Raw genomic sequence first — 23755 nt, forward strand, 5'->3', positions numbered from 1 at the left:
CATGATCCTGAGCCGCGCGCTCAATATCGACGCCCCCCACAGCGCCCCCGTCAAGGGCGTGATGGCGGCTGGCCATCGGCCCGGCCCCGTCGGCGCCGAAGGTCCGGACGGCCCCAATCCCCTTATTCCGGTGTTGACGGGCGTCGTCGTCGCCATCCTGGTCGCTCTGGCCATCGCCTATGCCCGTTCGGCCGGACTGGTGGCGGGCCTGTGGGGCGCCAGCGGCGTCGCCGTCGCCGTCTGGCTGCGCACCAGCCGCGGCCGCACCAGCGACCTCACCTTCGCCGGCGTCCTGACCGTCAGCATCCTGATTGGCGAGATCATCGCCGGCAATAAACCGCCGCTGGCGCTGGCCTTCACGATCGCCAACATGATCGAGATCGTCGGGGCTGTCCTGCTGGCCCGCCGGTTCTCTCCTACGCTCAACCTTTCCAGCCTGAACGGCGCGGTCAGCTTCCTGTTCTTCGCGGCTGTCCTGGCGCCGATCCCCGCCGCCCTGTGCAGCACCCTGATCCTGTCGCTGATGGGCCAGGCCGACATCGTTTGGCAGGGGTTCCAGACCTGGTGGCTGGGTCATGCCCTGGGCATCGCTGTACTGGGTTCGCTTGGCATGTCGCTGACGCCTGCGATGTTCGCGCGTCTGCTGAAACCCAGGAAACTGGCCGAGGCCGTCGTTCTGATCGGCCTTGTCCCCGTCTTCTACTTTGTCGCCTTCACGGGCGACGTGCCGATGGGCTTCGTGCTGCTGCCGCTTCTGCTGGCCATCGCGGTACGGCTCGGCGTCGCGGGCGCCGCCTTCACCCTGGTCGTTATGAGCGTGCTGCTGGTCGGCAGCGCCATGATTGGAAACGGCCCCTATGCTCAGGGCGACCTGACCCATCAGGTTCTGATGGCCCAGATGCTCGTGTTGATCGGCTATATGCCCGTCCTGCTGGTGGCCTCGCTGCTGGAAGAGCGCGATCTTCTGGCGGAGCGCGCGCGCGTCGGTCGCGAACGCGCCGAAAAGGCCTCGGAGGCCAAGTCCCGCCTGCTCGCCAACGTCGCCCACGAGATCAAGAGCCCGGTCGCCGGCATCATCGGCATTGGCGACCTGTGGCGGCAGGGCCATCTGGGGCCGGTCTCGGCCCAGCAGGCCGAGATGTCCGACATGCTGGTCAAGACCGCGCGTCAGGTCGAAACCCTGGCCCACGATCTGCTGGATGTGGCCCGCGCCGAATCCGGAGCCGTCCGGGTCGATCTGCGGCCGACCGACATTCCGGGTCTGCTGGAAGACGTGCGTCGCACCTGTCTGCTGTGGCCCGACGCCGACCGGGTCGCCGTCGAGGTGGTGTGCGAGGGCGATGGCTTGATCGCGGTCGCGGACTCTCAGCGTCTGGCCCAGATCATCACCAACCTGACCAGCAATGCGCTGAAATACGGCGGGTCCGGCGGTCGTGTCGTCCTGCGTGCGCTTCGTCAGGACGACTGCGTCCGCATCGAGGTCAGCGATTTCGGCCCCGGCCTGTCGCTTCAGAAGCAGGCGCAGCTGTTCGAGCCCTTCAACCGCCTGGGCCTTGAGCGTTCGACGGTCGAGGGGCACGGCGTCGGCCTGGCCCTGGCCAAGCGATTGGTCGAGTTGCAGGGTGGTTCGATCGGCGTGATCTCGGCGCCGGGCGAGGGCGCCACCTTCTGGGTCGCGCTGCCCAAGGCGTGAGGTCGCGCTTGCGGTCGCGCCCCGGCCGCGCGATGGTCGGCCCATGCCCATGATCGCCCTTGCCGCCGCCCTCGTGATTTCCGGACAGGCGACGACGCCTCCGCCGCAGCGCGCCGGTTCCAACCTGACGCGGGACCTGAACAGCGCCCCGCCTTCCGCGACCCCGCCCGCCGCCTCCACCGCAGCTCCGCCCCAGGCCCCTACCCAGGCCCCGGCCCGGGCGACGAGCCAGGCCTTGCCTCCAATCGGCCAGACCCCCGCGGCATCGCCGCGTCCGGCGCCCGCCGCGTCATCCGCAACGCGCACGACCCAGGCCCAGCCGCCCATCGGCCAAAGCCCGGCGGCCACGACGCGCCCGCAAACGCCAGCCCCGACCACAGCGGCGCCTCAGGCGACCACGCCTCAACCGACAACGACCGCGCCTGCCGCAACCCCGCCGGCCGCCGCACCCGCCCCGGCGGCCTTAAACGCCGCCGCCATCGCCGCTCTGCCGTTCAGCATCCAGCTGCCTACCGGCCTGACCGTCACCCCGGCGCGCGCCGGCGCGAACGCCAACATCTATCGCGTCCAGCGCGGCGACCAGACCCTGCTGATGATCTACGCCGGTCCGTCGTCGCAGTTTCCGATCTATGACGGCGAGACGGTCCGCGCCGGCGGCCGCGCCTCGGTCGTCGTGACCGAAGGCAGCCGCCGTCTGGCGATGGAGCACCTGTTCCAGCGCGCCACGGACCCCAAGGAGATCCACGTCTGGATCGCCAGCGTCGAGGGTGCGGACCGGGACCTGGCCGAACGGATCGGCCAGTCCATCGACGTCAAATAGGGTTCAGCCCTCGGACCAGACGGCCATTTCGGTGCCGGCCGGATCGGCGAAGTGGAAGCGGCGACCGCCGGGGAAACTGTAGGTCGGTTTCAAGATCCGGCCGCCGGCCGCCTCGACCTTGGCCAGCATGGCTTCCAGGTCATGGGCGTACAGGATGGGCAGGGGGATCTTGGTCTGATCCGCCTGATCGGCGTCGAACCCGCCGTCCAGACCCTGATCGAAGGCGGCATAGGTCGGGCCGTAATCCACGAAGGTCCAGCCGAACGCCTGGCTGTAGAATTCCTTGGTCGCGGGCAGGTTGGCGGCGGGCAGTTCGAGGTAGTCCAGCTTTCCGTCTTCACGCACGGTTGATCTCCTGAAAATGGGCGCCACCGGTCCCTTGTCTTGCACGCGCCCTCGACATGCGCAAACCTGCAAACGGTTCGCAGTTGCAGGAATCGAGCGATGATCGTGATGACGACAGGCCTGTCGGCCCTGATGGCCTTGATGCGGTGCGAGGCGCGTCCGATCCAGTCGCCGCAGAGGCTCGACACCGATCGCGCGGACCCGCGCCCGGCCCGACCAAGACCCTGATCAGCCGACCTGGGCGCGGTGCCTCAGATAGGCGTCGGCCAGCACGCAGGCGGCCATCGCCTCGACCACCGGCACGGCGCGCAGGGCGACGCACGGGTCGTGACGACCCTTGGTGCGCAGGTCCGTCTCTTCGCCGTCGCGCGTGATCGTCTGGCGCAGGGTCAGGATGGAGGAGGTCGGCTTGAACGCCACCCGCGCCGTCACCGGCTGGCCCGTCGAAATGCCGCCCAGCACGCCGCCCGCCTTGTTCGACAGGAAGACCGGCTGCTTGTTCAGGTCCAGGCGCATCTCGTCGGCGTTCTGTTCCCCGGTCAGTTCGGCGGCCTCGAAGCCAGCGCCGATCTCGACCCCCTTGGCCGCATTGATCGACATCAGGGCCGCCGCCAGCTCACCGTCCAGCTTGCCGTACAGGGGCGCGCCCCAGCCCGCGGGAACGCCCGTCACCACCAGCGCGACGACCGCCCCGACCGACGATCCCGCCTTGCGGATGCCGTCCAGATAGGCCTCCCACTCGCTCACGACCTCGGCCGAGGCGGCGAACAGCGGATTGGTGTGGACGGCGTCGAAATCGATCTGGTCCGGTGCGACTCGGTGCGAGCCGATCTGGACCACGCCGGCGCGGATCCTGATCCCGTCGCCCAGCACCTTGCGCGCCACGGCCCCGGCCGCCACGCGGCTGGCCGTCTCGCGCGCCGAGGATCGACCGCCGCCCCGGTGGTCGCGCACCCCGTATTTGGCCTGATAGGCATAGTCGGCGTGCCCCGGCCGATAGGCGCGGGCGATCTCGCCATAGTCCTTTGACCGCTGGTCCTCGTTCTCGATCAGGATCGAGATCGGCGTGCCCGTCGTCACCGGTCCGTCGCCGTCGTCGAACACGCCCGACAGGATGCGCGCCGTGTCGCTTTCCTTGCGCTGGGTCACGAAACGGCTGCGGCCCGGCTTTCTCTGGTCCAGCCAGGGCTGAAGGTCCGCCTCGGTCAGCGGGATCATCGGCGGGCATCCGTCAACGACGCAGCCGATCGCCGGCCCGTGGCTCTCGCCCCAGGTGGTCACGCGAAACAGATGGCCGAAGGTATTGTGCGACATGGCCCCGACTTAGGCCGCCAGACGCTCCTGCGTCCAGACCCGCGTGAACCGCACCAGCAGGTCCTCGGCCGCCGAGGGAACATCGGACGACGGCTCCAGTGTCACGAACAGATGCCCGGCCGGCCGCGATCCGCGCGCAGGCAGGCCCAGGTCCTTCAGCCGCACCCGCACCGGCGCGGCCATGTCGGCGGTGATCCAGGCCGAGCGCGTGCCGACAGGGGTCTCGATCTCGACCCGCCCGCCGTCGGCCATCAGGCGGCGCTCGACGGCCCAGGTCATGAACAGGTCGTCGCCGACGACCGACAGCCCGTCCTCGGGTCGGATCAACACCGACAGATAGAGATCGCTCCCGTCCGCCGCCCCGCGTCTCAGCCGCAGATGATCGCCGCTGCGCAGGCCCTTGGGCGCCGTGACCCGCACGGTGCGCGCGCCCAGCCGCACCTCGACCTGACCCCCGGCCAGGGCCTGCATCGGCGACAGCACCAGAACCGGCGCCGGCGCGGGTCGCGCGGCGGGCGCCGACAGGGCGGGGCGAGGGGGCTGATGCGCCTGGATCAGCCGATAGGCCGCGATCACGCGCCGGAACCGCTCGGCGTCGCCGCCCGCCTGATCCGGCCGCGCCGCCTTCACCGCCGTGCGGAACGCGGCCTTCAGCGTCGACGCATCGACATCGCCGCGCACATCCGTTTCCAGGCCCAGGATCGACAAGGCCTCTCGGACGCCGGACACATCTGAAATCGAAACAGGTGCGCTCATGCCGTCACCGTTCGCGCATCAGGGTCAATGGGCGGTTAACCCTGACGGCGATACGCCCGTTTTTGACCTCGATCATTCCCAGCCGCGCCTGCACCGACTACATCATTCGCATGACCGCATCCGTGATCCCGCCCAGCCCGTCGCGTGAGGAATACGCCCGCGACTATGCCGCCGCCCTGGCCGCCAATGGTGACGAGACCATCTTCGACCGGCCCGAACCCATCGGCCTGTTCGTCGAATGGCTGGCGGACGCGAGGGCGCACGAGCCGAATGATCCCAACGCCATGACCCTGTCGACCATCGACGCCGACGGCCTGCCCGATGCGCGGATCGTCCTGCTGAAGGACGTCGATGCGCGGGGCTTCACCTTCTATTCGAACAGCGAGAGCGCCAAGGGCGTCGAACTGGCCGGTTGCGCGGCCGCCGCTTTGACCTTCCACTGGAAATCCCTGCGCCGCCAGGTGCGGGTGCGCGGCGCGGTCGAGCCGGTCACGCCGGCCGAGGCCGACGCCTATTTCGCCAGCCGCGCGCGCGAAAGCCGCATCGGCGCCTGGGCCTCGGACCAGTCCCGCCCCCTGTCGGATCGCACCGTGCTGGAAGAGGCCGTGGGTCGTGAAACCGCGCGCTTCGATGGTCAGGAGGTGCCGCGCCCATCCCACTGGACCGGCTGGCGCGTCGTGCCGCGCTCGGTCGAGTTCTGGCGCGATCGCCCGTTCCGCCTGCACGACCGACTGCGGTTCGACCGCGACGGCGAGGCCTGGCGCTCGGGCCGCCTCTGGCCCTGACCCGCGATCAGTCGCGGAACAGCAGCGACCCGTCGCCGTAGGAATAGAAGCGATAGCCGTCGGCGACCGCATGGGCATAGGCCGCCTTCATCGTCGCCGTGCCCGCAAAAGCGCTGACCAGCATGAACAGCGTCGATTTCGGCAGGTGGAAGTTGGTCATCAGCACATCGACCGCCCGGAACCGATAGCCCGGCGTGATGAAGATGGCCGTGTCGCCGTGGAAGGGTTTGATCTCGCCGTCCTCGGACGTCGCGCTTTCCAGCAGCCGTAGGGAGGTGGTGCCGACGCAGACGATGCGCCCGCCCTTTGCATGGACGGCGTTCAGGGCGGCGGCGGTTTCAGGCGACACCTCGCCCCATTCGCTGTGCATCTTGTGGTCGGCTAGGTCGTCGGCCTTGACCGGCAGGAAGGTGCCGGCCCCGACATGCAGCGTCACCGCATGGGTCGAGACACCCTTGGCGCGGATGGCGTCCAGCAGGGCAGGGGTGAAATGCAGCCCCGCCGTCGGCGCCGCAACCGAACCGTCATGCTCGGCGAACACGGTCTGATAGTCTGACCGGTCGCGGTCGTCCTCGGGCCGTTTGGCGGCGATATAGGGCGGCAGGGGCATGACCCCGACATCACGGATCGCGTCGTCCAGCGGCGGTCCCGCCAGGTCGAAGGTCAGGGTGATCAGCCCGTCTTCCCCCTTGGCCGTCACCGTCGCGTCCAAACGACCAAGGTCGCAGGCGGCGTCGCTCGCGTTTCCGAACCGGATCCGATCCCCCGGCTTGATCCGCTTGCCCGGCTTCATGAAGGCGGACCAGACGTCGGGCGCGTCGCGATGATGCAGCGTCGCCTCCACCTCGACCGTCAGGGTTTCGCCCTCGGCCCCGATCCGCTGACGCACGCCCGACAGACGGGCGGGAATGACCCGCGTATCGTTAAACACCAGGGCGTCGCCCGGCTGCAGGAAGTCCGGCAGATCGCGAATGACCCGGTCTTCCAGCGCGCCGCCTTTCACCACCAGCAGCCGTGCGGAATCGCGCGGATCGGCCGGGCGCAACGCAATCCGGTCTTCGGGCAGGTCGAAATCGAAATCGGCGGTCTTCATCGCGCGCTCTATAGGGGGCTCCGACGCGCCGCGCCACGCTGCGGCGTGGTGCCAGCGCATCGTCGGCGCGCCGCTGTCTGATTCACAACGGGTTTTCGCGCCCGAACGGCGTTTAACCGACCGCGCCCCGGCCGCGTGCTAGACTGGCTTTGGATCTTTGACAGCGTAAGTTCAGGCGGAAGGGACGGCGAAATCCCGCCTGCGCCTCACCCGGATGATGGCGCCAGATTGGACGAATTAGACACTTTAGACGGTGAATTGCCGTCCGCAGCCGAAGGCCCCGCCGCCGCGCGATTAGACGAATTAGTCTCTTTAGACGGTAAAATTTCCCGCCGACGTCTGATCTCAGCTGTAGCCAGGCGCGAACGCCCCGGCCCAGGCGCCATAGCGGTTCAGCGACAGGTCGCGGGTCTCGATCTCGGGCGCCTTGCCGTCGACCATGTCGGCCAGAACCCGCGCCGAGCCGCACGCCATGGTCCAACCCAGGGTGCCGTGGCCGGTGTTCAGATAAAGCCCCGGAACCTTGGTCGCGCCGATCACCGGCGTGCCGTCCGGCGTCATCGGACGCAGGCCCGACCAATAGCTGGCCCCCGCCAGATCGCCGCCGCCCGGAAACAGGCTGCCGACCGAATGGGCCAGGGTCTCGCGACGGACGGCGGGCAGGGTGTTGTTGTATCCCGACAGTTCCGCCATGCCGCCCACGCGGATGCGGTCGCCCAGGCGCGTGATCGCCACCTTGTAGCTCTCGTCCATCACGGTGGAGACGGGCGCCCGGTCTTCGTTCACGATTTTCGCCGTGATCGAATAGCCCTTCACCGGATAGACGGGCAGATCGAGGCCCAACGGCTTGGCCATCATCGGCGAATAGGAGCCGAGCGCCAGGATCACCAGATCGGCCGTCATGGCGCCCTTGCTGGTCATGGCGCCGGTCGCGCGACCGTCCGTCATCGTGATCGACTGGATCTCGGTCCCGGTGTGGAAAACCACGCCGCGCTCCGCCGCCAGCTTCGCCAGGGCGTTGGTGAACAGGAAGCAGTCGCCGGTCTCGTCATGCGGCAGACGCAGACCTCCTACGAAATCGACGTCTGAGGCGGCCAGGCCCGGCTCGGCCGCGATACAGCCCGCGCGGTCCAGAACCTCGCACGGCACGCCGGCGGCCTTCAGCACATCGACGTCCTTGTGCACGTCGGCCAGCTGCTTTTCAGTGCGGAACAGCTGCAGCGTGCCCTGCTGGCGACCATCATAGGTGATGCCGGTTTCGCGGCGCAGCAGGTCGATCTGGTCGCGGCTGTATTCGGCCAGACGCACCATCCGGCTCTTGTTCAGCGCATAGCGGTCATGGGTGCAGTTGCGCAGCATGGCGATGGTCCAGCGCACCATAGCCATGTCCAGACGCGGGCGCACGATCAGCGGGGCGTGGCGCATCAGCAGCCACTTCATCGCCTTGACCGGGATCGACGGCGCAGCCCAGGGCGCGGAATAACCCGGCGAAATCTGCGCGGCGTTGGCGAAGCTGGTTTCCAGCGCCGGACCGGCCTGCCGATCCACCACCGTGACCTCATGCCCGGCCTGGCTGAGATACCAGGCGGTGGTGACGCCGATGACGCCCGACCCAAGCACCAGAACCCGCATGTGACGTTCCCAAGCCCAATGTTGTTATTCGTCGCAAGCTAGCGCCGCATGGATCGACGATCCTGCCTGTTTGCGCAAGGATCGGTCGCTGATAGAAGTCTTACGCAATAATCTGCGGCTGAATGGTGGAAACTTGTGTCCCTGCTCGATCCCCTCGACCAGCGTCTCCTTCAACGGCTCCGCGCCGACGGGCGTATCAGCAATGCGGACCTGGCCTCCGTCGTCGGTCTGTCGCCTTCCGCCTGCCTGCGGCGCGTGCGGCGGCTGGAAGAGCGCGGGGTGATCCGGGGCTATGCCGCCGTCCTGGCCAACGACAGCGACGACGGCGTCGTCGCCTATGTTGAGATCACGCTGGAGAAGCAGACTGACGACCACATGCGCCGGTTTGAGGCGGCCGTCCGCAACCACCCGGAAATCCGCGACTGCTATCTGATGGCGGGCGAGGCCGACTACATCGTCCGCGCGGTCGCGCCCGACATCGCCGCCTATGAGGTGATCCACAAGGACGTCCTGTCGCGTCTGCCGGGGGTGTCGCGCATCCACTCCAGCCTGGCGATCCGCAATGTCCTGGCGGCGCGCGGGTGAAGCGGGCTGAACCTTCCGGCCCGGTCGAGTGTTGTGGCGGCATGAAAGCCCTCGACCTCCTCCCGTCCGCCCTCATCGGCGCTGTCGCCAGCGCCCGTTCCATGACCCCGATGGCGGCCCTCGCCACCGCCGAACTGGCGCACAAGCCCTTGCCCGGCCGCGTCTTCCTGCTGAACCGGCCGCTGTTCAAGTTCGGCGCCCTGGCCATGGGTGTCGGCGAACTGCTGGGCGACAAGATGAAGACCGCGCCCGATCGCACCGACTTCCTGGGCCTATTGGCGCGGGTCATGAGCGCGGGCATCGCCGGCGCAGCCCTGGCTCCGCGTGGCAAGGAGAAGCTGGGCGCCGGCCTGGCGGTCGGCACGGCCGTGCCGCTGGCCTATCTGACCCTTTCGGGGCGCAAGAAGGCCATGGCCCGCATCGGCCAGACCAAGAGCGGCCTGATCGAGGACGCCTTGATCGTCGGCGCCGGCGCATTGGTCGTCGGCCTGACCGTCTCGCGGTTCAACCGCCGCTAGCCGCTCGACAGCCGGGCCCCGGCGGCGATAGGTGAGGGACGTTTTCGAAGGACCCTAGCCCATGATCACCCGCATCCAGCCCGGCGCCCGCATGAGCGAGGCCGTCGTCCACGGCGACACCATCTATCTGTCGGGCCAGGTCGGCGAACCCGGCGACGACGTGGCGACGCAGACCCGAACGGCGCTGGCGGAGATCGAGGCCCTGCTGGCCGAAGCCGGCAGCGACAAGTCCAAGATCCTGATGGCCCAGATTTGGCTGGCGGATATCGCCGACTTCGAGGCGATGAACGGCGTCTGGGACGCCTGGGTCGACACCGCCAACCCGCCGGCCCGCGCCACGGGCGAAAGCCGGCTCGCGTCGCCCGACTACAAGGTCGAGATCATCGTAATCGCCGCCAAAGCCTGATCGCGGTTGACCGGGCGGGATGCAGACTGCAAACCGCCGCCATGCTTCAGAACCTCGAAACCCTCGCCCGCGAGGCCAAGTCCTGGCCCTTCGAACAAGCCCGCAACCTGCTGGCCCATGTTCTGAAGAAACGGCTGGGCGAGGCCGAACGAGCCGAAGCGCGCGCCCTGATCGACGCCGGCAAGGCGGATGAAGCCCTGGCGGCCTTTCCCGCCTTGCAGCGCCCGGTGATCCTGGAGACCGGCTATGGCCCGTCGGGCCTGCCGCACATGGGCACCTTCGGCGAGGTCGCCCGCACCACCATGGTGCGCAACGCCTTTCGCGCCCTGACGGGCGACCACTGGCCCACGCGCCTGATCGCCTTCTCCGACGACATGGACGGCCTGCGCAAGGTGCCGGAGGGCGTCCCGAACCCGGAGATGCTGCGCGAGGACCTGCATCTATCCCTGACGCGGGTGCGCGATCCCTTCGGCACCCACGACAGCTTCGGCGCGCACAACAATGCCCGCCTGCGCGCCTTCCTCGACAGCTTCGGCTTCGACTATGAATTCATGTCATCGACCGAGACCTACAAGTCGGGCCGGTTTGACGCGACGCTGCTGACGCTTCTGGAACGGTTCGACGCGGTCCAGGCCATCATGCTGCCGACGCTGGGCGAGGAGCGCCGCGCCACCTATTCGCCCTTCCTGCCCGTCAGCCCGATCACCGGCCATGTGCTGCAGGTCCCGACCCTGGCGCGCAACGTCGAGAAGGGCACGATCACCTTCGAAGACCCCGCCGGCGAACCGGGCAACCGCACCGAGGTGCCGGTCACGGGCGGTCATGTGAAGCTGCAATGGAAGCCCGACTGGGCCATGCGCTGGGTCGCGCTGGACATCGACTACGAGATGTCGGGCAAGGACCTGATCGAGAGCGTGCGCGAAAGCTCCAAGGTCTGCCGCGCGTTGGGCGGCACACCGCCTGAGGGTTTCAACTACGAGCTCTTCCTCGACATCGAGGGCAAGAAAATCTCCAAGTCCAAGGGCAACGGCCTGACGATGGACGAGTGGCTGCGCTATGGCACGCCCGAGAGCCTGTCGTGGTACATGTTCCAGTCGCCGAAGTCGGCCAAGAGCCTGCACTTCAATGTCATTCCGCGCGCCATCGACGACTATCTGGCCTTCATCGAAAGCTACAAGACCCAGGAGCCGGCCAAGCGGATCGACAACGCCGTCTGGTCGATCCATGCGGGCGATCCGCCGACCCACACGTCGCCGGTGTCCTTCGCCCTGCTTCTGAACCTGGTCGGCGTGGCCAACGCCTCGACCAAGGATCAGCTGTGGGCCTATTTCGCCAAATACCTGCCTGAAGCCACGCCGCAGAACGAGCCCCTGCTGGACCGGCTGATGGACCACGCGCTGAACTACTACGAGGACTTCGTGAAGCCCTCGAAGTCATATCGCCTGCCGGACGACAAGGAGAAGGCGGCGCTGCTGGACCTGGCCGAACGGCTGAAGGCGCTGCCGGCCGACACTACCGATGGCGAACTGATCCAGAACGACGTCTATGCGGTCGGCAAAGCGCATGAATTCGAGCCGCTGCGGGCATGGTTCGGCGCGCTCTACGAGGTGCTGCTGGGCGCCAGCCAAGGGCCGCGCTTCGGTTCGTTCGCAGCCATCTACGGTCTGCCGCAGACGATCGCCCTGATCGAAGCGGGCGCAGACGGAGAACTGGCGCAACCTTGACCTTGCGTCAGGGTTGTTGCGTGATGCTCTCCTAAAGGGACGTAGCCGGGGGAGGCGAGGTTGCGTTACGAGATCGACGAGGCGAACAGGGTCCTGATGCTCGACCTGGTCTCGGCCGGGTCAGCCGACCGCGTGCTGAAAGCGACGGTCGATCTGATCACGCAAAGGCCTGAGCTCTGCAGCTGGGACTGGATCGTCGAATGCGAACCCATGACCGAAGACGCCACAGTCCAGCATCTGGCGAAGCTGGCTGAGGCTTGGGGGACGCCGCCGCCGGTCGAGGCGGTGACGGTTTTCGTGACAAACGACCGCATGCTCCATCTGTGGGCCCGCGTGCTGGACTTCCAGTTCGTGCGCCGCAAACATTTCATCGAACGCGACATCGATATCGCCAGACGATTTGTCGCCCGCCGCCAGTCTGCGCGCATGGCCAAGATGAACGGAAAATAACGGCGAAGCTCCGGGAGCCTTCAGGTTCGCCCGTGCATTCTCCCCTCATCGGCAAACGCGCTGACAGGAGAAGAGTTATGTCGAACAAGATTTTCAAGACCGGTCTGGCCACCGCTGCCGCCTTGGCCGCCATGGTGACCGCCGCCCCGATGTCCGCCCAGGCTCAGGCCAACGGCGTGACCAACTGTGACGCACCTGGCGGTCGCCAGCGTGCGGGCGCCCTGATCGGCGCCGTCGTCGGCGGCGTGGTGGGCTCGAACCTCGCCCGCAACGAGCGCACGGCCGGCACCATCGTCGGCGCCGGCGCCGGCGCCGCAGCCGGTTCCTATATCGGCTGCAACCAGCAACGCGCCCGTGCTGCATCGGCTTCTAGCGGCGCCCAGTATCGCGCTTCGTCGAACCTGCGCATCCGCAGCGGTCCCGGCACCAACTATCGCCAAGCCGGCACGCTGTCGGCCGGTCAGCCCTTCACCGCCATTGGTTCACAGGGTGAATGGGTGCAGATCGCAGGCGGCGGTTGGGTGAACGCCCACTACGTCACGGCCAACTGAGTTCAGTTCGCCATTGTTCGAAAGCCTCGTCCGGTTCGCCGGGCGGGGTTTTTGCTGCGCGTCACTGGCTGACCCAAAGGATGCGGGCTATCCATTCGATCTCACGCCGGGGCACGATCCTTGGCGGGTAATCGGGATTGATCGAGGCCAGGGTGACGGCGCGGCTGGTCAGGCTGGTGACCTCCTTGGCCACGGTTTCTCCGCTGGTCAGGCGGGCGACGACACGGTCGCCCCGCCGCACCTGCGTCGCTTCCTGATCGACGATGACGCGATCGCCTTCGCGATAGAGAGGCGACATCGAATCGCCGGTGATCTGGAGGCTGAACAGGGTGTCCTTGGCGCGCGGCAGGTCGGTCTGATCCCAACCTTCACCGACCGGCAGGCCTGCATCGTCGAAGAAACCGTCCTGACCCGCCTTGGCCAGACCCAGCAATGGCACGCTGGTCGGCGCCTCCGGTGCGTCTTCGGCCAACACCGCAAATTCCGACAGCGACAGGCCCGTCGCCTGAAGCACCAGCGTCATGCTCTCAGTCGAGGGCCAGCGTGGACGCGGCGGATCACCGGGCCCAAAGCGTTTTGACGGATTGAAGCTCGTTGCATCCAGACCGGCCCGCCGCGCCAAGCCCGACGGTGTCAGACCCTCACGCCGCGCTAGGGCGTCGACGGCCTTCCAAAGCTTGGCGTGGGATAGCGGCATGGTGTTCCGGCGATCGATTCGCCGCGAGAATACGATTAGATGCTAGGAATTTCTACCTATCAACGCCGCCGCGCGGCGCTCTTGCCAAGCATAGAATGTGCCGATGATGATGCAGCCGATGATCAGATAACCAATCATGTTCACGACCGTATAAAGCGATCCGACCATCACGCGTTGTCCGGTCAGGCTCATGACATGGGACATCACTGCGATCAGTTGCAGTCCGCTGGCCCACACGGGCCACGACTGTCGATAACGCCAGCTGATGCCTACGAAGACGATCAGAAGTACAAGATCGACCAAGAACATGCCCAGCGGCACACCGCGAAATCCGCTGTTCTCCTGCATCACAATGGTTGCAAACCACGCGAACAGATAGGCGCCCGCGCCGATCCGCTCGGCTGAGTTGCCCTTCAAAAAGGCGAACAGCGCCATGCCGACCATGAATACGGCGCCGACGATGGCATAAGCGATGTTGAGCATGACAAATCGCCCCCGCGCAGAAATGCACGGGGGCGATAATGACCGAAGTCAGTTCAAACTGAAATCTCGGTAAGCCAAGCTTACCAAGAATTCACGCGACGCGATGCAGGTGCGTCGGCGTCAGGGCCGATTTCGGGTCCAGCCAATCGTCGGGCTTGGCGACCGGGCCGGCGGCGTAGGTGCCGAAGCCGAGGCGGCGGTGATCTTTTTGCAGCTCGGCGTGGCAGGCCACGATGGATTCACGGGCGGCCGAGAGGGCGGCGATCGTTTCCATGGCCTTGGCTTGCGACATCGTGCCGGAGACCGGCGACAGCGACAGGGCGGCGCGAGCGCCGATGAAGGATTGAACCAGCGTGGTCGCCTGGGTGATCGCGGCGTCGATCGCGAGTTCGGTAGCATGCAGATCGCCAGCAACGCTGGTGACGACTTCAGTGCGGTCCATGAAAGCCCCTCAAAGACAGGTTTACAAGAACCGTATGGTTATCACGTCTTAACCCTGTTTGGTAGAGCAATCTTTACCATATCGACAATCGCGCGTTGAAGCGCCGCCTTAAGCACGGCGTTGAAAGCCAGTCATAGCAAGAAGTCGGCGCGAATCAGCGCGCTAGGGCGCGGTGATCAGTCCTGGTTGTCCAGCAGGAAGTGTGCGGTAAGGGACGCAATAGGCTGTTGACGTTCTTCCTGCCAGGCCTCCGCGTGCACATGGGCGACGCGACGACCCGCCCGGCTGATGCGAGCACGCGCGAAGACGTCGATCGGTCTGCCGGTGCGCAGATAGGCGACCGTGACATTGATCGGGCGGGGCAGTCGCGGACCAGGAAAGCTGAGCGCAACCTGAGCCATCGCCGTCATTTCCAGAAGGGCGGCTGTAGACCCGCCGTGCAGGGCGGGCAGCATAGGATTGCCGATCAACTTGTCGTCGAAGGGCATGATGACGGTAACTTCGTCGCCGCTGACCAAGGTCTGAAGGCCAAGAAAGCGAGCGTAGGGCATGCGGTTCAGGATGTCGGTCATGCCGCCGCTCCTTTTGCATGGGGCGCCCGCTCGCGGGTCTGGTTGAGGATATAGGCGGCTTGCGCTGCGGCGACCGGATCGGCGGGATCGTCCTCGAAGGCCCAGGCGCGCACGAAGGCGATGCTGGGCGTCAGCCGGTAGCATAGGCCTTGGGCCAGCAGGTCCTGACGCGGTCTTGCGGCGCGCATGTAGTCGACGCGCAGATCCAGGGTGGCGATGGGCTGGAAGGCGTCCATCGCGGTCCACACGGCCAGGCCGCCGATATGATCCAGCAAGGTCGTCACCAGCCCGCCCGCGAAGACGCCGCTATCGGGATCGCCGACCAAGTCCTCGCGCCACGGCACGCGAATACGGGGCTCGCCATCGTGCAGGCCGTCGAAGGTGAAGCCCAAGGCGCCGGTGTGGGCGGCGCCGGCGGCCAGTTGCGGCAGGATTGTGGTCAGGAAACTCTCGTGCATCGTGCGGACTGAACCTGTTGTGCCGATTTTCGGGGTCATCCTCTATGGGGTGGCGACCCGACGGCGTCGAGAGCGTTACCGCAAGATGATCCGCCCCGAAGACCTGCTGCATCCCACGCCCGCCGGCCTCTACTGCCCGCCGGGAGATTTCTACATCGACCCGGTTCGGCCGGTGGATCGCGCCGTCATCACGCACGGCCATGCCGACCACGCGCGCGCCGGTCACGGGGCGGTGCTCGCGACGCGCCAGACCCTGGCGATCATGGCTGAACGTTATGGCGCGGATTTCACGCTGCAGCCCCAATCGGTGGAATACGGCGAGGCGACCGCGATCAATGGGGTCGATCTCAGATTGGCGCCTGCCGGCCATGTGTTGGGCTCGGCCCAGGTCGAGGTGCGCTGGAAGGGGCTGATCATGGTCGTGTCCGGCGACTATAAGCGCCGCCGCGATCCGACCTGTGCGCCGTTCGAGCCTGTGCCCTGCCACGTCTTCATCTCGGAGGCGACGTTCGGCCTGCCGGTCTTCAGCCATCCGCCGGCGGAGGAGGAGGTCGGGCGGCTGGTGCGTTCGCTGGGACAGTTTCCCGAGCGGGCGCATCTGGTCGGCGCCTATGCGCTGGGCAAGGCGCAGCGGATCATCCGTCTGCTGCGCGAAGCCGGATGGGACCGCACCATCTATGTCCACGGGGCGCTGGAGCGGCTGAACGCTCTATACGAAAGAGAAGGAGTCGATCTGGGCCCGCTGGCGCCGACCCGTGACCTGCCCAAGAATGCGCTGGGCGGAGAGGTCGCCATCGCACCGCCGTCCGCCATCCAGGATCGATGGGCGCGTCGGTTCGCCGATCCGGTCACGGGCTTTGCGTCAGGCTGGATGGGGGTGAAGGCGCGGGCGCGCCAGCGCGGCGTGGAACTGCCGTTGGTCGTGTCGGATCATGCCGACTGGAACGAGCTGACCGCGACCTTTACCGAGATCAGGCCAGAGGAAATCTGGATCACTCACGGCCGCGAGGAGGGTTTGCTGCGCTGGGCCGAGATCAACGGGCAAAAGGCGAGGGCCCTGCGTCTGGTCGGCTACGACGAAGAGGACGAAGAGGCGCTGGACGTTCGTCCGGACTGACGATCAGGCGACGGCGCGACCGGACTGGTCCTGCTCTTGTGCGGCTTCGTGAGCGGCGGAGATGGCGGCGTTCATCGCCATCCGCAGGCGTTCGGGCTTGATCGGCTTTTCAACCACGGCGGCCATGCCGATCGAGAGATAGTGTTTGGCGTCTTCGGGGTCCGCATTCGCAGTCAGGGCCACGATCGGCACGCGGCCGACGGCGCCGGGCAGGGCGCGAATAGCTTGTGTCGCCTGAACCCCGTCCATCCGCGGCATCTTGATGTCCATCAGGACCAGGTCGTAGCGGCTTTCCTGAACGGCCTGAAGCGCCTCGAGGCCGTCTTCGGCCAGTTCGGAACTGCAGCCGAACATCTCGCACAGCGCTTGGGCGACGACGCGGTTGGTAGCGTTGTCGTCGACGATCAGGATGTGCGGCGCGGATTTCAGGTCCAGGCCCGACAGATCCGACACGTTCGATTGCGCTTCCGCCTCGACCACAGCGCGGGGCGCGGTCAGGTCGAAGGCGAAGGTGGCGCCGCGTCCCTTGTTGTTTTCGGCCCAAATCCGGCCGTCCATCCGGTCGATGACCTGACGACAGATCGAAAGGCCCAAGCCGGCGCCGTCGGGGCCGGAGCCGTGAACGAAGGGCTCGAAGATGGAATCGACGCGTTCCGGCTCGACGCCCGGGCCGTCGTCGCGAATGCGGGCTTCCATACGGATGCGATCGCCCTCGACCCAGGCCTTGAGGCCCGCCTCGACCACGCCGTTGCGGGCGAACTTCAGCGCATTGCCGATCAGGTTGTTGAACACCTGCTTCAGGCGCATGCCGTCGATGACGGCCGCCAGTTCGGTGTCGCCTTCGTAGCCGACGAGCAGGGTCACGCCGTCCTGAGAGGCGCGCGGCTCCCACATCGACTGAATGTCGTCCATGATGGCGCGCAGGGCGGTCGGCTCGGTCTTCAGTTCCAGTTCGCCGGCCTCGGCCTTGGACAGGTCCACCGCATCCTGGAGGATGCGCAGCAGGGTCTCGGACGAGTCGACGATGGTCTGGACGTGCGCCTGAGCCGCCGTATTCAACGGCTGGCGGCGCAGCAGTTCGGCGACGGCCAGCACGCCGTTCATGGGCGTGCGCAGTTCGTGGCTCATGATGGCCAAGAACTGGCTCTTGGCGCGGGCGGCGGCGATGGCCTGGGCGCGGGTGTCGCTGAGGATCGCAGCCTGTTCGGCCAGTTCCGCATTTTGCTCGCGCTGACGCGTGTTGACGGCCTGCAACAGGGTGGCGGCGGTGCCCACGCCCCAATAGGCGCCGTTCTTGGTGACGATGAAGCCGCGCAGCAGGGCGGCCGGACCGCCCTTCAGCATGATGTCGCAAAAAGCGTCGATGCGGACGCCGGCCTCGACCACGGCCGGTTCGGCATCCATGGCGAAGGTGATGGGGCGCAGATCGTAAAGGGCGTGGCCGAAGCGGGCGGCGATTTTCTGAAGGAAGGCGGTGCGTTCGACCAGGCCGACGGGGCGGTCGCCATCGACCACGGGAATGACCAGCGTATCCGGCTCGCATTCAAAACGCGCCAGAACCTCGCAGCCGAGAGTCGTCGGCGCAACCGGCTTTGGACGCTCGGAAAGGGTCTCGATGGTCGGCATACTGCCTGGAACTCCTACTCATTGTGAGTAAAAGCCCAAATCGCTTGCGGATTAGTTAAGCCGTATCTTCCAAGACGCAAATCCGCCTTTTTTGCTCACGGGCGGGGTCTGGTGTATGAGGCCCGCCCGACCCATCTGGGTCTCCATCTCTTTGTGCATGCGCGCGGCTAAACGGCCGACCGCAGATTCGTCATGAGCGTCATCCTGGAAAAGACCTCCCCCACCGCTAGCAAGACGGCCCTGGTTCTGTTCTCCGGCGGGCAGGACAGCGCGACCTGCCTGGCCTGGGCGCTGGAGCGGTTCGAGCGGGTGGAGACGGTCGGGTTCGACTATGGCCAGCGCCATCTGGTGGAGATGCAGGCGCGTCAGGCGGTGCGCGACGGAATGAAGGCGGCCCTGCCGCAGTGGGCCGATCGCCTGGGCGATGACCATGTGGTGGACCTGACCGGATACGGCCGGATCGCCGAGAGCGCCCTGACCGCCGACCGCAAGATCGAAATGGACGCGCGGGGCCTGCCGACCACGTTCGTGCCGGGTCGCAATCTGATCTTCTTGGTCGCAGCGGCGGCGCTGGCGGATCGGCGAGGGCTGGAAGTCCTGGTCGGCGGCATGTGCGAGACGGACTACTCGGGTTATCCGGACTGTCGTCACGAGACGATGGAGGCGATGGCGCAGGCGCTGTCGCTGGGGCTGGATAAGCCGGTCGTCATCGACACGCCCCTGATGTGGTTGACCAAGGCCCAAACCTGGGACCTTGCGGACAGGATCGGCGGCGACAGGCTGATCGATCTGATCATCGAGGATAGCCATACCTGCTATCTGGGCGACCGGACGCATCGGCACGCCTGGGGCTATGGCTGCGGGTCTTGCCCGGCCTGCGAACTGCGCGCGGCCGGCTATGACGAATGGGCGTCGGGGCGATGACCTATTCGGCCAAGGAAGTGTTCCTGACGGTTCAGGGCGAGGGCGGACAGGCGGGGCGGCCGGCGGTCTTCCTGCGATTCGCCGGCTGCAATCTGTGGAGCGGGCGCGAGCAGGATCGGGCCAGCGCCGTCTGTACCTTCTGCGACACCGACTTTGTGGGCGTCGACGGCGACGGAGGCGGCAAGTTCGCCACGCCGGACCTGCTGGCCAATCACGTCGCGGCGATGTGGCGCGGGCGCGAAGGTGATCCGAAACTGGTGGTCTGCACCGGCGGAGAGCCCTTGCTGCAACTAGATGCGCCGCTGATCGACGCGCTGCATGCGCGCGGTTTCGAGATCGCCATCGAATCGAACGGCACCATTGCAGCGCCGGACGGCGTCGACTGGATCTGCATCAGTCCCAAGGCCGATGCGGATGTGGTGCAGACGCGCGGGGCCGAGCTGAAACTGGTCTTTCCCCAGCCCAAGGCCATGCCCGATCGGTTCGAGCATCTGGATTTCGAACGGTTCTGGCTTCAGCCGATGGACGGTCCGGACCAAGTGCAAAACACCGCCGCCGCCATCGAATACTGCCTGACCCACCCGCAGTGGCGCCTGAGCGTCCAGACCCACAAATACATCGGCGTCCGCTAATGCCCGTCTTCGAGATCACCAAACAGGCGACCTTCGACGCCGCCCACCACTTCCCGAACGAGCCCGAGGGCAGCATCTATCGCCGCGTTCACGGCCATTCCTTCACGGTCGAGGCGACGGTGCGGTCCGAGGTGCTGGATGTCGAACACGGCTGGGTCGCGGACTTGGGCGCGCTGGACCGGGCGCTGAAGGCGGCGGCCGAGACGCTGGATCATGGCATGCTGAACGAGCACGAAGGGCTGGAACTGCCCAGTCTGGAGAACCTGTGCCTGTGGTTCGCCAAGACCCTTGAGCCCCAGTGGCCGGGCCTTTGCCGAATTCAGGTGGCGCGGCCCACGATCAACGAGCGGTGCGTGCTGAGTCTCTAATCAGCAGCGTTTGCCCTGACGCTGGCGCTGTTCGCAGCGACGTTGCTCGCGCTCATAGTCGCGCTGTTCGCGTTCGCGGCGCAATTTGGTTTCCTCGTCCGAGGTGGTGACGGCGTCGAAGCCGGCGCCGACCACCGCGCCGGTGGCCTTGGCTGTGCCGCCGACGACCGCAGCGGTCCCGCCGACGACCGCGCCGACCAGACAGCCCTGAAGCATCAGACAGCCGCCCAGAACGACGACGATTTGAGAGACGGAAACGAGGCGATTTCGACGACGCATGAGGGACGGCTCCAGAGATTTGGAATAGTCGCCGATAATCATGAATGAGGGCTGACTTCAGGCCGGACGTTGCGGCAGCAGTTTGCGACGCTGGCGCGACAGGGCCAGCGGGCTTCCATCGGCGCCCCAGGCGGTCGCCTCGTCCACGGTCCAGCCCAGGCCGAGGTCCAGCATCCTGAACTCGAAGAAGGCCCAGCCGTCCGGCGCGGTCTGTGGCGTTGGATCGGTCAGGATGTCGATGCGCAGATCGACGGTGGTCATGGCGGCTGGCGTCTTGGACGCGGTCCAGGCGGGCGGGTACAGCGCGTCCAGCAGGTAGCACAGGCCGACCTCATCCAAGGGCCGGCCGTCGGCCATCCGCATCCAGGTGCGCTCGATCACCGGCTTGCCCTCATTGCCGCCCAGGATGTTGGGGCCGCCGTCGAAGCGGTATTCGACGTGCTGGGCGAAGTGCGGCGACATCGGCCCTCGTATGGTGGCCTTGGGGTCCAGCCTATCCAGCGGCGGCGGCGACGCGTGCAACGGCGTCAGCGGTGCCGGCGCGGCGTCCAGCCCATAGGTGCCGGTGGCGTGGTGGGTCATGCGCCCGTCCTGCTCGGCCTCGACCGCGGCATACAGAACATTGCGGCCGCCGCGCAGCAGGCGAGGGCGAAAGGCGACCTGTTCGCCGAACCTTGCCGCTGACAGATATTGGACCGACAGGGTTCGAAGGGGCGCGGTCAGCGCCAGTCCCTGTCGCATCGACTGAGCGCACAGGGCCGCCAGCAGCCCGCCGAACGGAAAGCCCTTCTCCGGCGTCATGCTCGATGGGCCATTTGAAAAATGACCCGGCACGGGCGCGGACAAACCGCCGTCGTCGAGGATTTGGAACGCAAGGGCGGCGTCGAGGGAAATGGGCGGCGTCATTGCGCAATCCTGCGTCAGGCGAAGAAGCGGCGGAAGACCTGATGAAGATCTCCCGCCGAAGTCCAAGGAACAAGGCGGCGAACCGGGAGGCTCGCACGTCCGTTGCGAAACAAGACTGACTTGGAGCGTTCGGATTTGCAACCCTTGCCAAATGCCTGACGCGGCGTCACTTTCGCGCCTATGGGACGCACCGCCGACTACAGCCGCCAAAGCTGCTCCATCGCCGCCACGCTTGAGGTGATCGGCGATCCCTGGACCCTGCTGGTCATTCGCGACGCCTTCAACGGCGTCAGCCGGTTCGAGCAGTGGCAGGACAATCTGGGCGTGGCGCGCAACGTCCTGGCCGCCCGGCTCAAAAGCCTGGTCCAGCACGGCGTGCTGGAGCCGCGCCTGTATTCCGAACGCCCACCGCGCAACGAATATGTCCTGACCCCCAAGGGCAAGGATCTGTGCGGCGTTCTGGTGACCTTGCACGGCTGGGGCAACAAGCACGTCTATGGCGACGCCGACAGCGGCATCGACATGGTCCACAAGACCTGCGGCCATTCTCTGACCCCGCGCATCGCGTGCGGCTGCTGCGGCGAAATCGTCAAACCCAGAGATATCGCCCTGACCCGCGCGGAGAACCGGCCGACAGTCGGCGATGTGATGCCCAAGGAAGCGGCCTAGGTCTGTTCCTGCTGACGCTTTCTGGCAGCAGGGCTGCTAGGATCGCGGGGTGTCACGCTCCGAACGCCTTCTCGATCTGCTGAACGTCCTGCGGCGGCATCGTCGGCCTGTGAGCGGGCAGATGTTGGCCGAGGAGATGGGCGTCAGTCTGCGGACGCTTTACCGCGACATCGCCAGCCTGCAGGCGCAAGGGGCGACGATCGAAGGGGAGGCGGGTGTCGGCTATGTGCTGAAGCCGGGCTTCATGCTGCCGCCGCTGATGTTCACACCGGAGGAGATCGAGGCCCTGGTGCTGGGGTCGCGCTGGGTGGCGGACCGCGCCGATCCGCGGATGCGCGATGCGGCGCTGGCGGCGCTGGGACGGATTTCGGCGGTGTTGCCGCCCGATCTGCGCGACGAGATGGACACGTCGGCCCTGCTTGTCGTGCCGGGAGAGCCGTTCCCGGCGGATTGGGTCGATCCGGCCTTGCTCAGGAAGGCGATCCGCACCGAGCGGCGGCTGAAGCTGTGTTACCGCGACGAGGCGGGGTCGGCGTCCGAGCGTGTCGTCTGGCCGTTCGCCCTGGCCTTCTTCGATCGGGTGCGATTGCTGATCGCCTGGTGCGAACTGCGCGGTGATTTCCGCAGTTTCCGCACCGATCGCATCGTCGAGGCGGAGGTAATGGAGGCGCGCTATCCGACGCGTCGCCAGGCGCTGATGAAGACCTGGCGCGAGGCGCATGAAAGATCGCGGTCGGGCGACGGATGCTGACGGAAACTGGCAGCAGCGAAGGCTAGGGTTCGAAGTGTTGGAAACACAAGGGGCCGGGCTGATGAGCGAGATCGAGGACATTCTTCTGGCCGTCGCGGATCCGGAAATCAGCGCGCGCTTTTATGCCAGCCTGCTGGGTTGTCGGCCGGTGATGGCGGGACCGGACCGGGCCTTGTTCAAGCTGACGTCGGGGCGGGCGCTGGGGCTGCTGCGGCGTGCCGGCGATCGGCGCGAGGTGTGCGAGGTCGACTTTCCGCTGGAGGGCGCCGAGGCGGTGGATCAGGCGCATATCGACTGGTGGGATCGTGGCGCGCGCATTCTGACGCCGCCGACGGACGCCGCGCCGGGCCGCAGCTTCGTAGCGGGCGATCCGGACGGCCATCGGCTTAGGGTCTATGCCGTCGCGGCGTGAGCGCGGTCAGACCTCGGCTTCGAGCCGGTATCCGACCCCGCGCACATTGGTCAGCAGGCCGGCGGCGTCTGCGGCGTCCAGCTTGCGGCGCAGGTGGCTGACGTGGCTGTCGATCGTGCGTTCCAGCACCGCCTGATTGGGGAAGCAGGCCTGCATGATCTCGCTGCGGCTGAAGACGCGCAGGGGCGTGCGGGCCATGTGGGCCAAAATGCGGAACTCCGTCAGGGTCAGGTCGAGACGGCGCTTGCCCGACGGCGTCAGGATCGCCGCCAGATAGTTTTCCAACTGCACCTCCAGCGGACCGACGTGCAGGGTCTTGGCGGTCCGGCCGCCGCCGCTTCGTCGCAGGATGGTCTGGATCGAGGCCGTGACCTCGGCCGGCTTGAACGGCTTGCCGATATAGTCGTCCGCCCCGATCCGCAGCGCCTGCAGTTTGTCTGTGGCCTCGTCCCGCTCGCCGACCATGATGACGGGCGTTTCGCCGCGCCGACGCAGTTCGCCCAGCACATCCCAGCCGTCGCGCACAGGCAGGCGGACGCTGAGCAGGGCAAGATCGGGTTTGAGCGATGCATGCAGGTCGGCCGCCTGCTGGCCGTCGGCGGCGACGACGGTGCGAAAGCCGTCCCGACGCAGGGCGGCGTCCAGGATTTCGACGCCCTCGGCGGCGTCATCGGCGATCAGGATCAGGCTGCTCATGGCGTCTCCGAAAGCCGCCATCGCGCCAGATCGTCGCGTCGTCCAGCAAAA

30 protein-coding genes are annotated in these 23755 nt (G+C 66.8%); 16 read left to right on the forward strand and 14 right to left on the reverse strand.

Annotated elements, in window-relative coordinates; genetic code table 11:
• The first annotated feature begins 1 nt into the window (after position 1).
• Together QRN13_RS11190 and QRN13_RS11195 are read left to right on the forward strand one after the other, a co-directional pair.
• On the forward strand, positions 2-1693 hold the full coding sequence (locus QRN13_RS11190; RefSeq protein WP_284877965.1) for a sensor histidine kinase: 1692 nt from the start codon (positions 2-4) through the stop codon (positions 1691-1693).
• A gap of 43 nt (positions 1694-1736) precedes the next feature.
• Positions 1737-2513 carry a hypothetical protein gene (locus QRN13_RS11195; RefSeq protein WP_284877966.1) on the forward strand — a complete coding sequence of 259 codons (777 nt, stop codon included), beginning with the start codon at positions 1737-1739 and terminating at the stop codon, positions 2511-2513.
• Between the two features lie 3 nt (positions 2514-2516).
• On the opposite strand, the gene QRN13_RS11200 is transcribed toward QRN13_RS11195, so the two are convergent.
• From QRN13_RS11200 to QRN13_RS11210, 3 genes are all read right to left on the reverse strand, one after another.
• Positions 2517-2858: a VOC family protein gene (locus QRN13_RS11200; RefSeq protein ID WP_284877967.1), complete on the reverse strand. Its 342-nt coding sequence runs from the start codon at positions 2856-2858 to the stop codon at positions 2517-2519.
• A 228-nt stretch (positions 2859-3086) separates the two neighbouring features.
• Positions 3087-4172: a chorismate synthase gene (gene aroC, locus QRN13_RS11205; protein WP_284877968.1), complete on the reverse strand. Its 1086-nt coding sequence runs from the start codon at positions 4170-4172 to the stop codon at positions 3087-3089.
• Between the two features lie 9 nt (positions 4173-4181).
• Positions 4182-4928 carry a J domain-containing protein gene (locus QRN13_RS11210; RefSeq protein WP_284877969.1) on the reverse strand — a complete coding sequence of 249 codons (747 nt, stop codon included), beginning with the start codon at positions 4926-4928 and terminating at the stop codon, positions 4182-4184.
• A 110-nt stretch (positions 4929-5038) separates the two neighbouring features.
• Between QRN13_RS11210 and pdxH the strand changes: the two genes are divergently transcribed.
• On the forward strand, positions 5039-5713 hold the full coding sequence (gene pdxH / locus QRN13_RS11215; protein WP_153923602.1) for a pyridoxamine 5'-phosphate oxidase: 675 nt from the start codon (positions 5039-5041) through the stop codon (positions 5711-5713).
• A 7-nt stretch (positions 5714-5720) separates the two neighbouring features.
• Here the strand turns inward: pdxH and queA are convergent, their stop codons facing one another.
• Positions 5721-6806, reverse strand: a complete 1086-nt coding sequence (gene queA / locus QRN13_RS11220) for a tRNA preQ1(34) S-adenosylmethionine ribosyltransferase-isomerase QueA (protein WP_284877970.1) — start codon at positions 6804-6806, stop codon at positions 5721-5723.
• Between the two features lie 345 nt (positions 6807-7151).
• Positions 7152-8438, reverse strand: coding sequence for a D-amino acid dehydrogenase (locus QRN13_RS11225; RefSeq protein WP_284877971.1), 1287 nt, complete (start codon positions 8436-8438; stop codon positions 7152-7154).
• A gap of 135 nt (positions 8439-8573) precedes the next feature.
• Between QRN13_RS11225 and QRN13_RS11230 the strand changes: the two genes are divergently transcribed.
• The 6 genes from QRN13_RS11230 to QRN13_RS11255 all read left to right on the forward strand — a co-directional run bounded on the left by QRN13_RS11230 (position 8574) and on the right by QRN13_RS11255 (position 12672).
• Positions 8574-9023 (forward strand): Lrp/AsnC family transcriptional regulator, encoded by a 450-nt coding sequence (locus tag QRN13_RS11230; RefSeq protein WP_284877972.1) that lies wholly within the window; start codon positions 8574-8576, stop codon positions 9021-9023.
• 41 nt (positions 9024-9064) lie between these two features.
• On the forward strand, positions 9065-9541 hold the full coding sequence (locus QRN13_RS11235) for a hypothetical protein (protein WP_284877973.1): 477 nt from the start codon (positions 9065-9067) through the stop codon (positions 9539-9541).
• A 61-nt stretch (positions 9542-9602) separates the two neighbouring features.
• A complete protein-coding gene (locus QRN13_RS11240; RefSeq protein WP_017504571.1) occupies positions 9603-9947 on the forward strand; it encodes a RidA family protein in 345 nt (114 codons plus the stop codon).
• Between the two features lie 41 nt (positions 9948-9988).
• On the forward strand, positions 9989-11671 hold the full coding sequence (locus QRN13_RS11245; protein WP_284877974.1) for a lysine--tRNA ligase: 1683 nt from the start codon (positions 9989-9991) through the stop codon (positions 11669-11671).
• Between the two features lie 60 nt (positions 11672-11731).
• Entirely contained in the window at positions 11732-12121 is a 390-nt protein-coding gene (locus QRN13_RS11250) for a hypothetical protein (protein ID WP_284877975.1), read from the forward strand.
• 77 nt (positions 12122-12198) lie between these two features.
• Positions 12199-12672, forward strand: coding sequence for an SH3 domain-containing protein (locus QRN13_RS11255; RefSeq protein WP_039246408.1), 474 nt, complete (start codon positions 12199-12201; stop codon positions 12670-12672).
• Positions 12673-12733: 61 nt separating this feature from the next.
• Here QRN13_RS11255 and QRN13_RS11260 read toward each other — a convergent pair whose 3' ends face one another.
• The 5 genes from QRN13_RS11260 to QRN13_RS11280 all read right to left on the reverse strand — a co-directional run bounded on the left by QRN13_RS11260 (position 12734) and on the right by QRN13_RS11280 (position 15363).
• The gene (locus QRN13_RS11260; RefSeq protein WP_284877976.1) at positions 12734-13369 is read right to left on the reverse strand and encodes a S24 family peptidase; all 636 of its coding nucleotides are present in this window, start codon (positions 13367-13369) and stop codon (positions 12734-12736) included.
• 42 nt (positions 13370-13411) lie between these two features.
• Entirely contained in the window at positions 13412-13852 is a 441-nt protein-coding gene (locus tag QRN13_RS11265) for a hypothetical protein (protein WP_137721253.1), read from the reverse strand.
• 91 nt (positions 13853-13943) lie between these two features.
• Positions 13944-14294 carry a hypothetical protein gene (locus QRN13_RS11270; RefSeq protein WP_039246411.1) on the reverse strand — a complete coding sequence of 117 codons (351 nt, stop codon included), beginning with the start codon at positions 14292-14294 and terminating at the stop codon, positions 13944-13946.
• A 176-nt stretch (positions 14295-14470) separates the two neighbouring features.
• Complete coding sequence (locus QRN13_RS11275) at positions 14471-14866, reverse strand: PaaI family thioesterase (RefSeq protein WP_153923570.1); 396 nt, start codon at positions 14864-14866, stop codon at positions 14471-14473.
• Complete coding sequence (locus QRN13_RS11280; protein WP_284877977.1) at positions 14863-15363, reverse strand: PaaI family thioesterase; 501 nt, start codon at positions 15361-15363, stop codon at positions 14863-14865. The genes QRN13_RS11275 and QRN13_RS11280 overlap by 4 nt, the downstream gene beginning before the upstream one ends.
• Before the next feature lie 46 nt (positions 15364-15409).
• On the opposite strand from QRN13_RS11280, the gene QRN13_RS11285 reads away from it, so the two are divergent.
• Complete coding sequence (locus QRN13_RS11285) at positions 15410-16441, forward strand: ligase-associated DNA damage response exonuclease (protein ID WP_284877978.1); 1032 nt, start codon at positions 15410-15412, stop codon at positions 16439-16441.
• Positions 16442-16444: 3 nt separating this feature from the next.
• On the opposite strand, the gene QRN13_RS11290 is transcribed toward QRN13_RS11285, so the two are convergent.
• A complete protein-coding gene (locus QRN13_RS11290; RefSeq protein WP_284877979.1) occupies positions 16445-18067 on the reverse strand; it encodes a response regulator in 1623 nt (540 codons plus the stop codon).
• Positions 18068-18259: 192 nt separating this feature from the next.
• Between QRN13_RS11290 and queC the strand changes: the two genes are divergently transcribed.
• From queC to QRN13_RS11305, 3 genes are read left to right on the forward strand one after another with little or no spacing between them, the layout of a single operon-like run.
• Positions 18260-18991 (forward strand): 7-cyano-7-deazaguanine synthase QueC, encoded by a 732-nt coding sequence (queC, locus tag QRN13_RS11295; RefSeq protein ID WP_284877980.1) that lies wholly within the window; start codon positions 18260-18262, stop codon positions 18989-18991.
• Positions 18988-19623: a 7-carboxy-7-deazaguanine synthase gene (gene queE / locus QRN13_RS11300; protein WP_284877981.1), complete on the forward strand. Its 636-nt coding sequence runs from the start codon at positions 18988-18990 to the stop codon at positions 19621-19623. Before queC ends, queE begins: the two co-directional genes overlap by 4 nt.
• Positions 19623-19991 (forward strand): 6-pyruvoyl trahydropterin synthase family protein, encoded by a 369-nt coding sequence (locus QRN13_RS11305; protein ID WP_284877982.1) that lies wholly within the window; start codon positions 19623-19625, stop codon positions 19989-19991. Before queE ends, QRN13_RS11305 begins: the two co-directional genes overlap by 1 nt.
• Here the strand turns inward: QRN13_RS11305 and QRN13_RS11310 are convergent, their stop codons facing one another.
• On the reverse strand, positions 19992-20270 hold the full coding sequence (locus QRN13_RS11310) for a hypothetical protein (protein WP_284877983.1): 279 nt from the start codon (positions 20268-20270) through the stop codon (positions 19992-19994).
• Positions 20271-20327: 57 nt separating this feature from the next.
• Positions 20328-21176 (reverse strand): thioesterase family protein, encoded by an 849-nt coding sequence (locus QRN13_RS11315; protein WP_284877984.1) that lies wholly within the window; start codon positions 21174-21176, stop codon positions 20328-20330.
• A gap of 180 nt (positions 21177-21356) precedes the next feature.
• Between QRN13_RS11315 and QRN13_RS11320 the strand changes: the two genes are divergently transcribed.
• The 3 genes from QRN13_RS11320 to QRN13_RS11330 all read left to right on the forward strand — a co-directional run bounded on the left by QRN13_RS11320 (position 21357) and on the right by QRN13_RS11330 (position 23008).
• Positions 21357-21845 carry a winged helix-turn-helix transcriptional regulator gene (locus QRN13_RS11320; RefSeq protein WP_284877985.1) on the forward strand — a complete coding sequence of 163 codons (489 nt, stop codon included), beginning with the start codon at positions 21357-21359 and terminating at the stop codon, positions 21843-21845.
• A 49-nt stretch (positions 21846-21894) separates the two neighbouring features.
• A complete protein-coding gene (locus QRN13_RS11325; RefSeq protein WP_284877986.1) occupies positions 21895-22596 on the forward strand; it encodes a helix-turn-helix transcriptional regulator in 702 nt (233 codons plus the stop codon).
• A gap of 61 nt (positions 22597-22657) precedes the next feature.
• Entirely contained in the window at positions 22658-23008 is a 351-nt protein-coding gene (locus tag QRN13_RS11330) for a VOC family protein (protein WP_174085630.1), read from the forward strand.
• Between the two features lie 6 nt (positions 23009-23014).
• Here the strand turns inward: QRN13_RS11330 and QRN13_RS11335 are convergent, their stop codons facing one another.
• A complete protein-coding gene (locus QRN13_RS11335) occupies positions 23015-23704 on the reverse strand; it encodes a response regulator (RefSeq protein WP_284877987.1) in 690 nt (229 codons plus the stop codon).
• Between the last annotated feature and the right edge of the window lie 51 nt (positions 23705-23755).

The sequence above is a fragment of the Brevundimonas sp. MEB006b genome, from assembly GCF_030209705.1.
Lineage (GTDB): Bacteria > Pseudomonadota > Alphaproteobacteria > Caulobacterales > Caulobacteraceae > Brevundimonas.

Excerpts from the sequence above, each read along its gene's own strand:
- QRN13_RS11190 (WP_284877965.1), top strand. The coding sequence starts at position 2 with ATGATCCTGAGCCGCGCGCTCAATATCGACGCCCCCCACAGCGCCCCC.
- QRN13_RS11195 (WP_284877966.1), top strand. The coding sequence starts at position 1,737 with ATGCCCATGATCGCCCTTGCCGCCGCCCTCGTGATTTCCGGACAGGCG.
- aroC (WP_284877968.1), bottom strand. The coding sequence starts at position 4,172 with ATGTCGCACAATACCTTCGGCCATCTGTTTCGCGTGACCACCTGGGGC.
- QRN13_RS11210 (WP_284877969.1), bottom strand. The coding sequence starts at position 4,928 with ATGAGCGCACCTGTTTCGATTTCAGATGTGTCCGGCGTCCGAGAGGCC.
- pdxH (WP_153923602.1), top strand. The coding sequence starts at position 5,039 with ATGACCGCATCCGTGATCCCGCCCAGCCCGTCGCGTGAGGAATACGCC.
- queA (WP_284877970.1), bottom strand. The coding sequence starts at position 6,806 with ATGAAGACCGCCGATTTCGATTTCGACCTGCCCGAAGACCGGATTGCG.
- QRN13_RS11225 (WP_284877971.1), bottom strand. The coding sequence starts at position 8,438 with ATGCGGGTTCTGGTGCTTGGGTCGGGCGTCATCGGCGTCACCACCGCC.
- QRN13_RS11235 (WP_284877973.1), top strand. The coding sequence starts at position 9,065 with ATGAAAGCCCTCGACCTCCTCCCGTCCGCCCTCATCGGCGCTGTCGCC.
- QRN13_RS11240 (WP_017504571.1), top strand. The coding sequence starts at position 9,603 with ATGATCACCCGCATCCAGCCCGGCGCCCGCATGAGCGAGGCCGTCGTC.
- QRN13_RS11245 (WP_284877974.1), top strand. The coding sequence starts at position 9,989 with ATGCTTCAGAACCTCGAAACCCTCGCCCGCGAGGCCAAGTCCTGGCCC.
- QRN13_RS11255 (WP_039246408.1), top strand. The coding sequence starts at position 12,199 with ATGTCGAACAAGATTTTCAAGACCGGTCTGGCCACCGCTGCCGCCTTG.
- QRN13_RS11260 (WP_284877976.1), bottom strand. The coding sequence starts at position 13,369 with ATGCCGCTATCCCACGCCAAGCTTTGGAAGGCCGTCGACGCCCTAGCG.
- QRN13_RS11265 (WP_137721253.1), bottom strand. The coding sequence starts at position 13,852 with ATGCTCAACATCGCTTATGCCATCGTCGGCGCCGTATTCATGGTCGGC.
- QRN13_RS11270 (WP_039246411.1), bottom strand. The coding sequence starts at position 14,294 with ATGGACCGCACTGAAGTCGTCACCAGCGTTGCTGGCGATCTGCATGCT.
- QRN13_RS11275 (WP_153923570.1), bottom strand. The coding sequence starts at position 14,866 with ATGACCGACATCCTGAACCGCATGCCCTACGCTCGCTTTCTTGGCCTT.
- QRN13_RS11280 (WP_284877977.1), bottom strand. The coding sequence starts at position 15,363 with ATGACCCCGAAAATCGGCACAACAGGTTCAGTCCGCACGATGCACGAG.
- QRN13_RS11285 (WP_284877978.1), top strand. The coding sequence starts at position 15,410 with ATGATCCGCCCCGAAGACCTGCTGCATCCCACGCCCGCCGGCCTCTAC.
- QRN13_RS11290 (WP_284877979.1), bottom strand. The coding sequence starts at position 18,067 with ATGCCGACCATCGAGACCCTTTCCGAGCGTCCAAAGCCGGTTGCGCCG.
- queC (WP_284877980.1), top strand. The coding sequence starts at position 18,260 with ATGAGCGTCATCCTGGAAAAGACCTCCCCCACCGCTAGCAAGACGGCC.
- queE (WP_284877981.1), top strand. The coding sequence starts at position 18,988 with ATGACCTATTCGGCCAAGGAAGTGTTCCTGACGGTTCAGGGCGAGGGC.
- QRN13_RS11305 (WP_284877982.1), top strand. The coding sequence starts at position 19,623 with ATGCCCGTCTTCGAGATCACCAAACAGGCGACCTTCGACGCCGCCCAC.
- QRN13_RS11310 (WP_284877983.1), bottom strand. The coding sequence starts at position 20,270 with ATGCGTCGTCGAAATCGCCTCGTTTCCGTCTCTCAAATCGTCGTCGTT.
- QRN13_RS11315 (WP_284877984.1), bottom strand. The coding sequence starts at position 21,176 with ATGACGCCGCCCATTTCCCTCGACGCCGCCCTTGCGTTCCAAATCCTC.
- QRN13_RS11320 (WP_284877985.1), top strand. The coding sequence starts at position 21,357 with ATGGGACGCACCGCCGACTACAGCCGCCAAAGCTGCTCCATCGCCGCC.
- QRN13_RS11330 (WP_174085630.1), top strand. The coding sequence starts at position 22,658 with ATGAGCGAGATCGAGGACATTCTTCTGGCCGTCGCGGATCCGGAAATC.
- QRN13_RS11335 (WP_284877987.1), bottom strand. The coding sequence starts at position 23,704 with ATGAGCAGCCTGATCCTGATCGCCGATGACGCCGCCGAGGGCGTCGAA.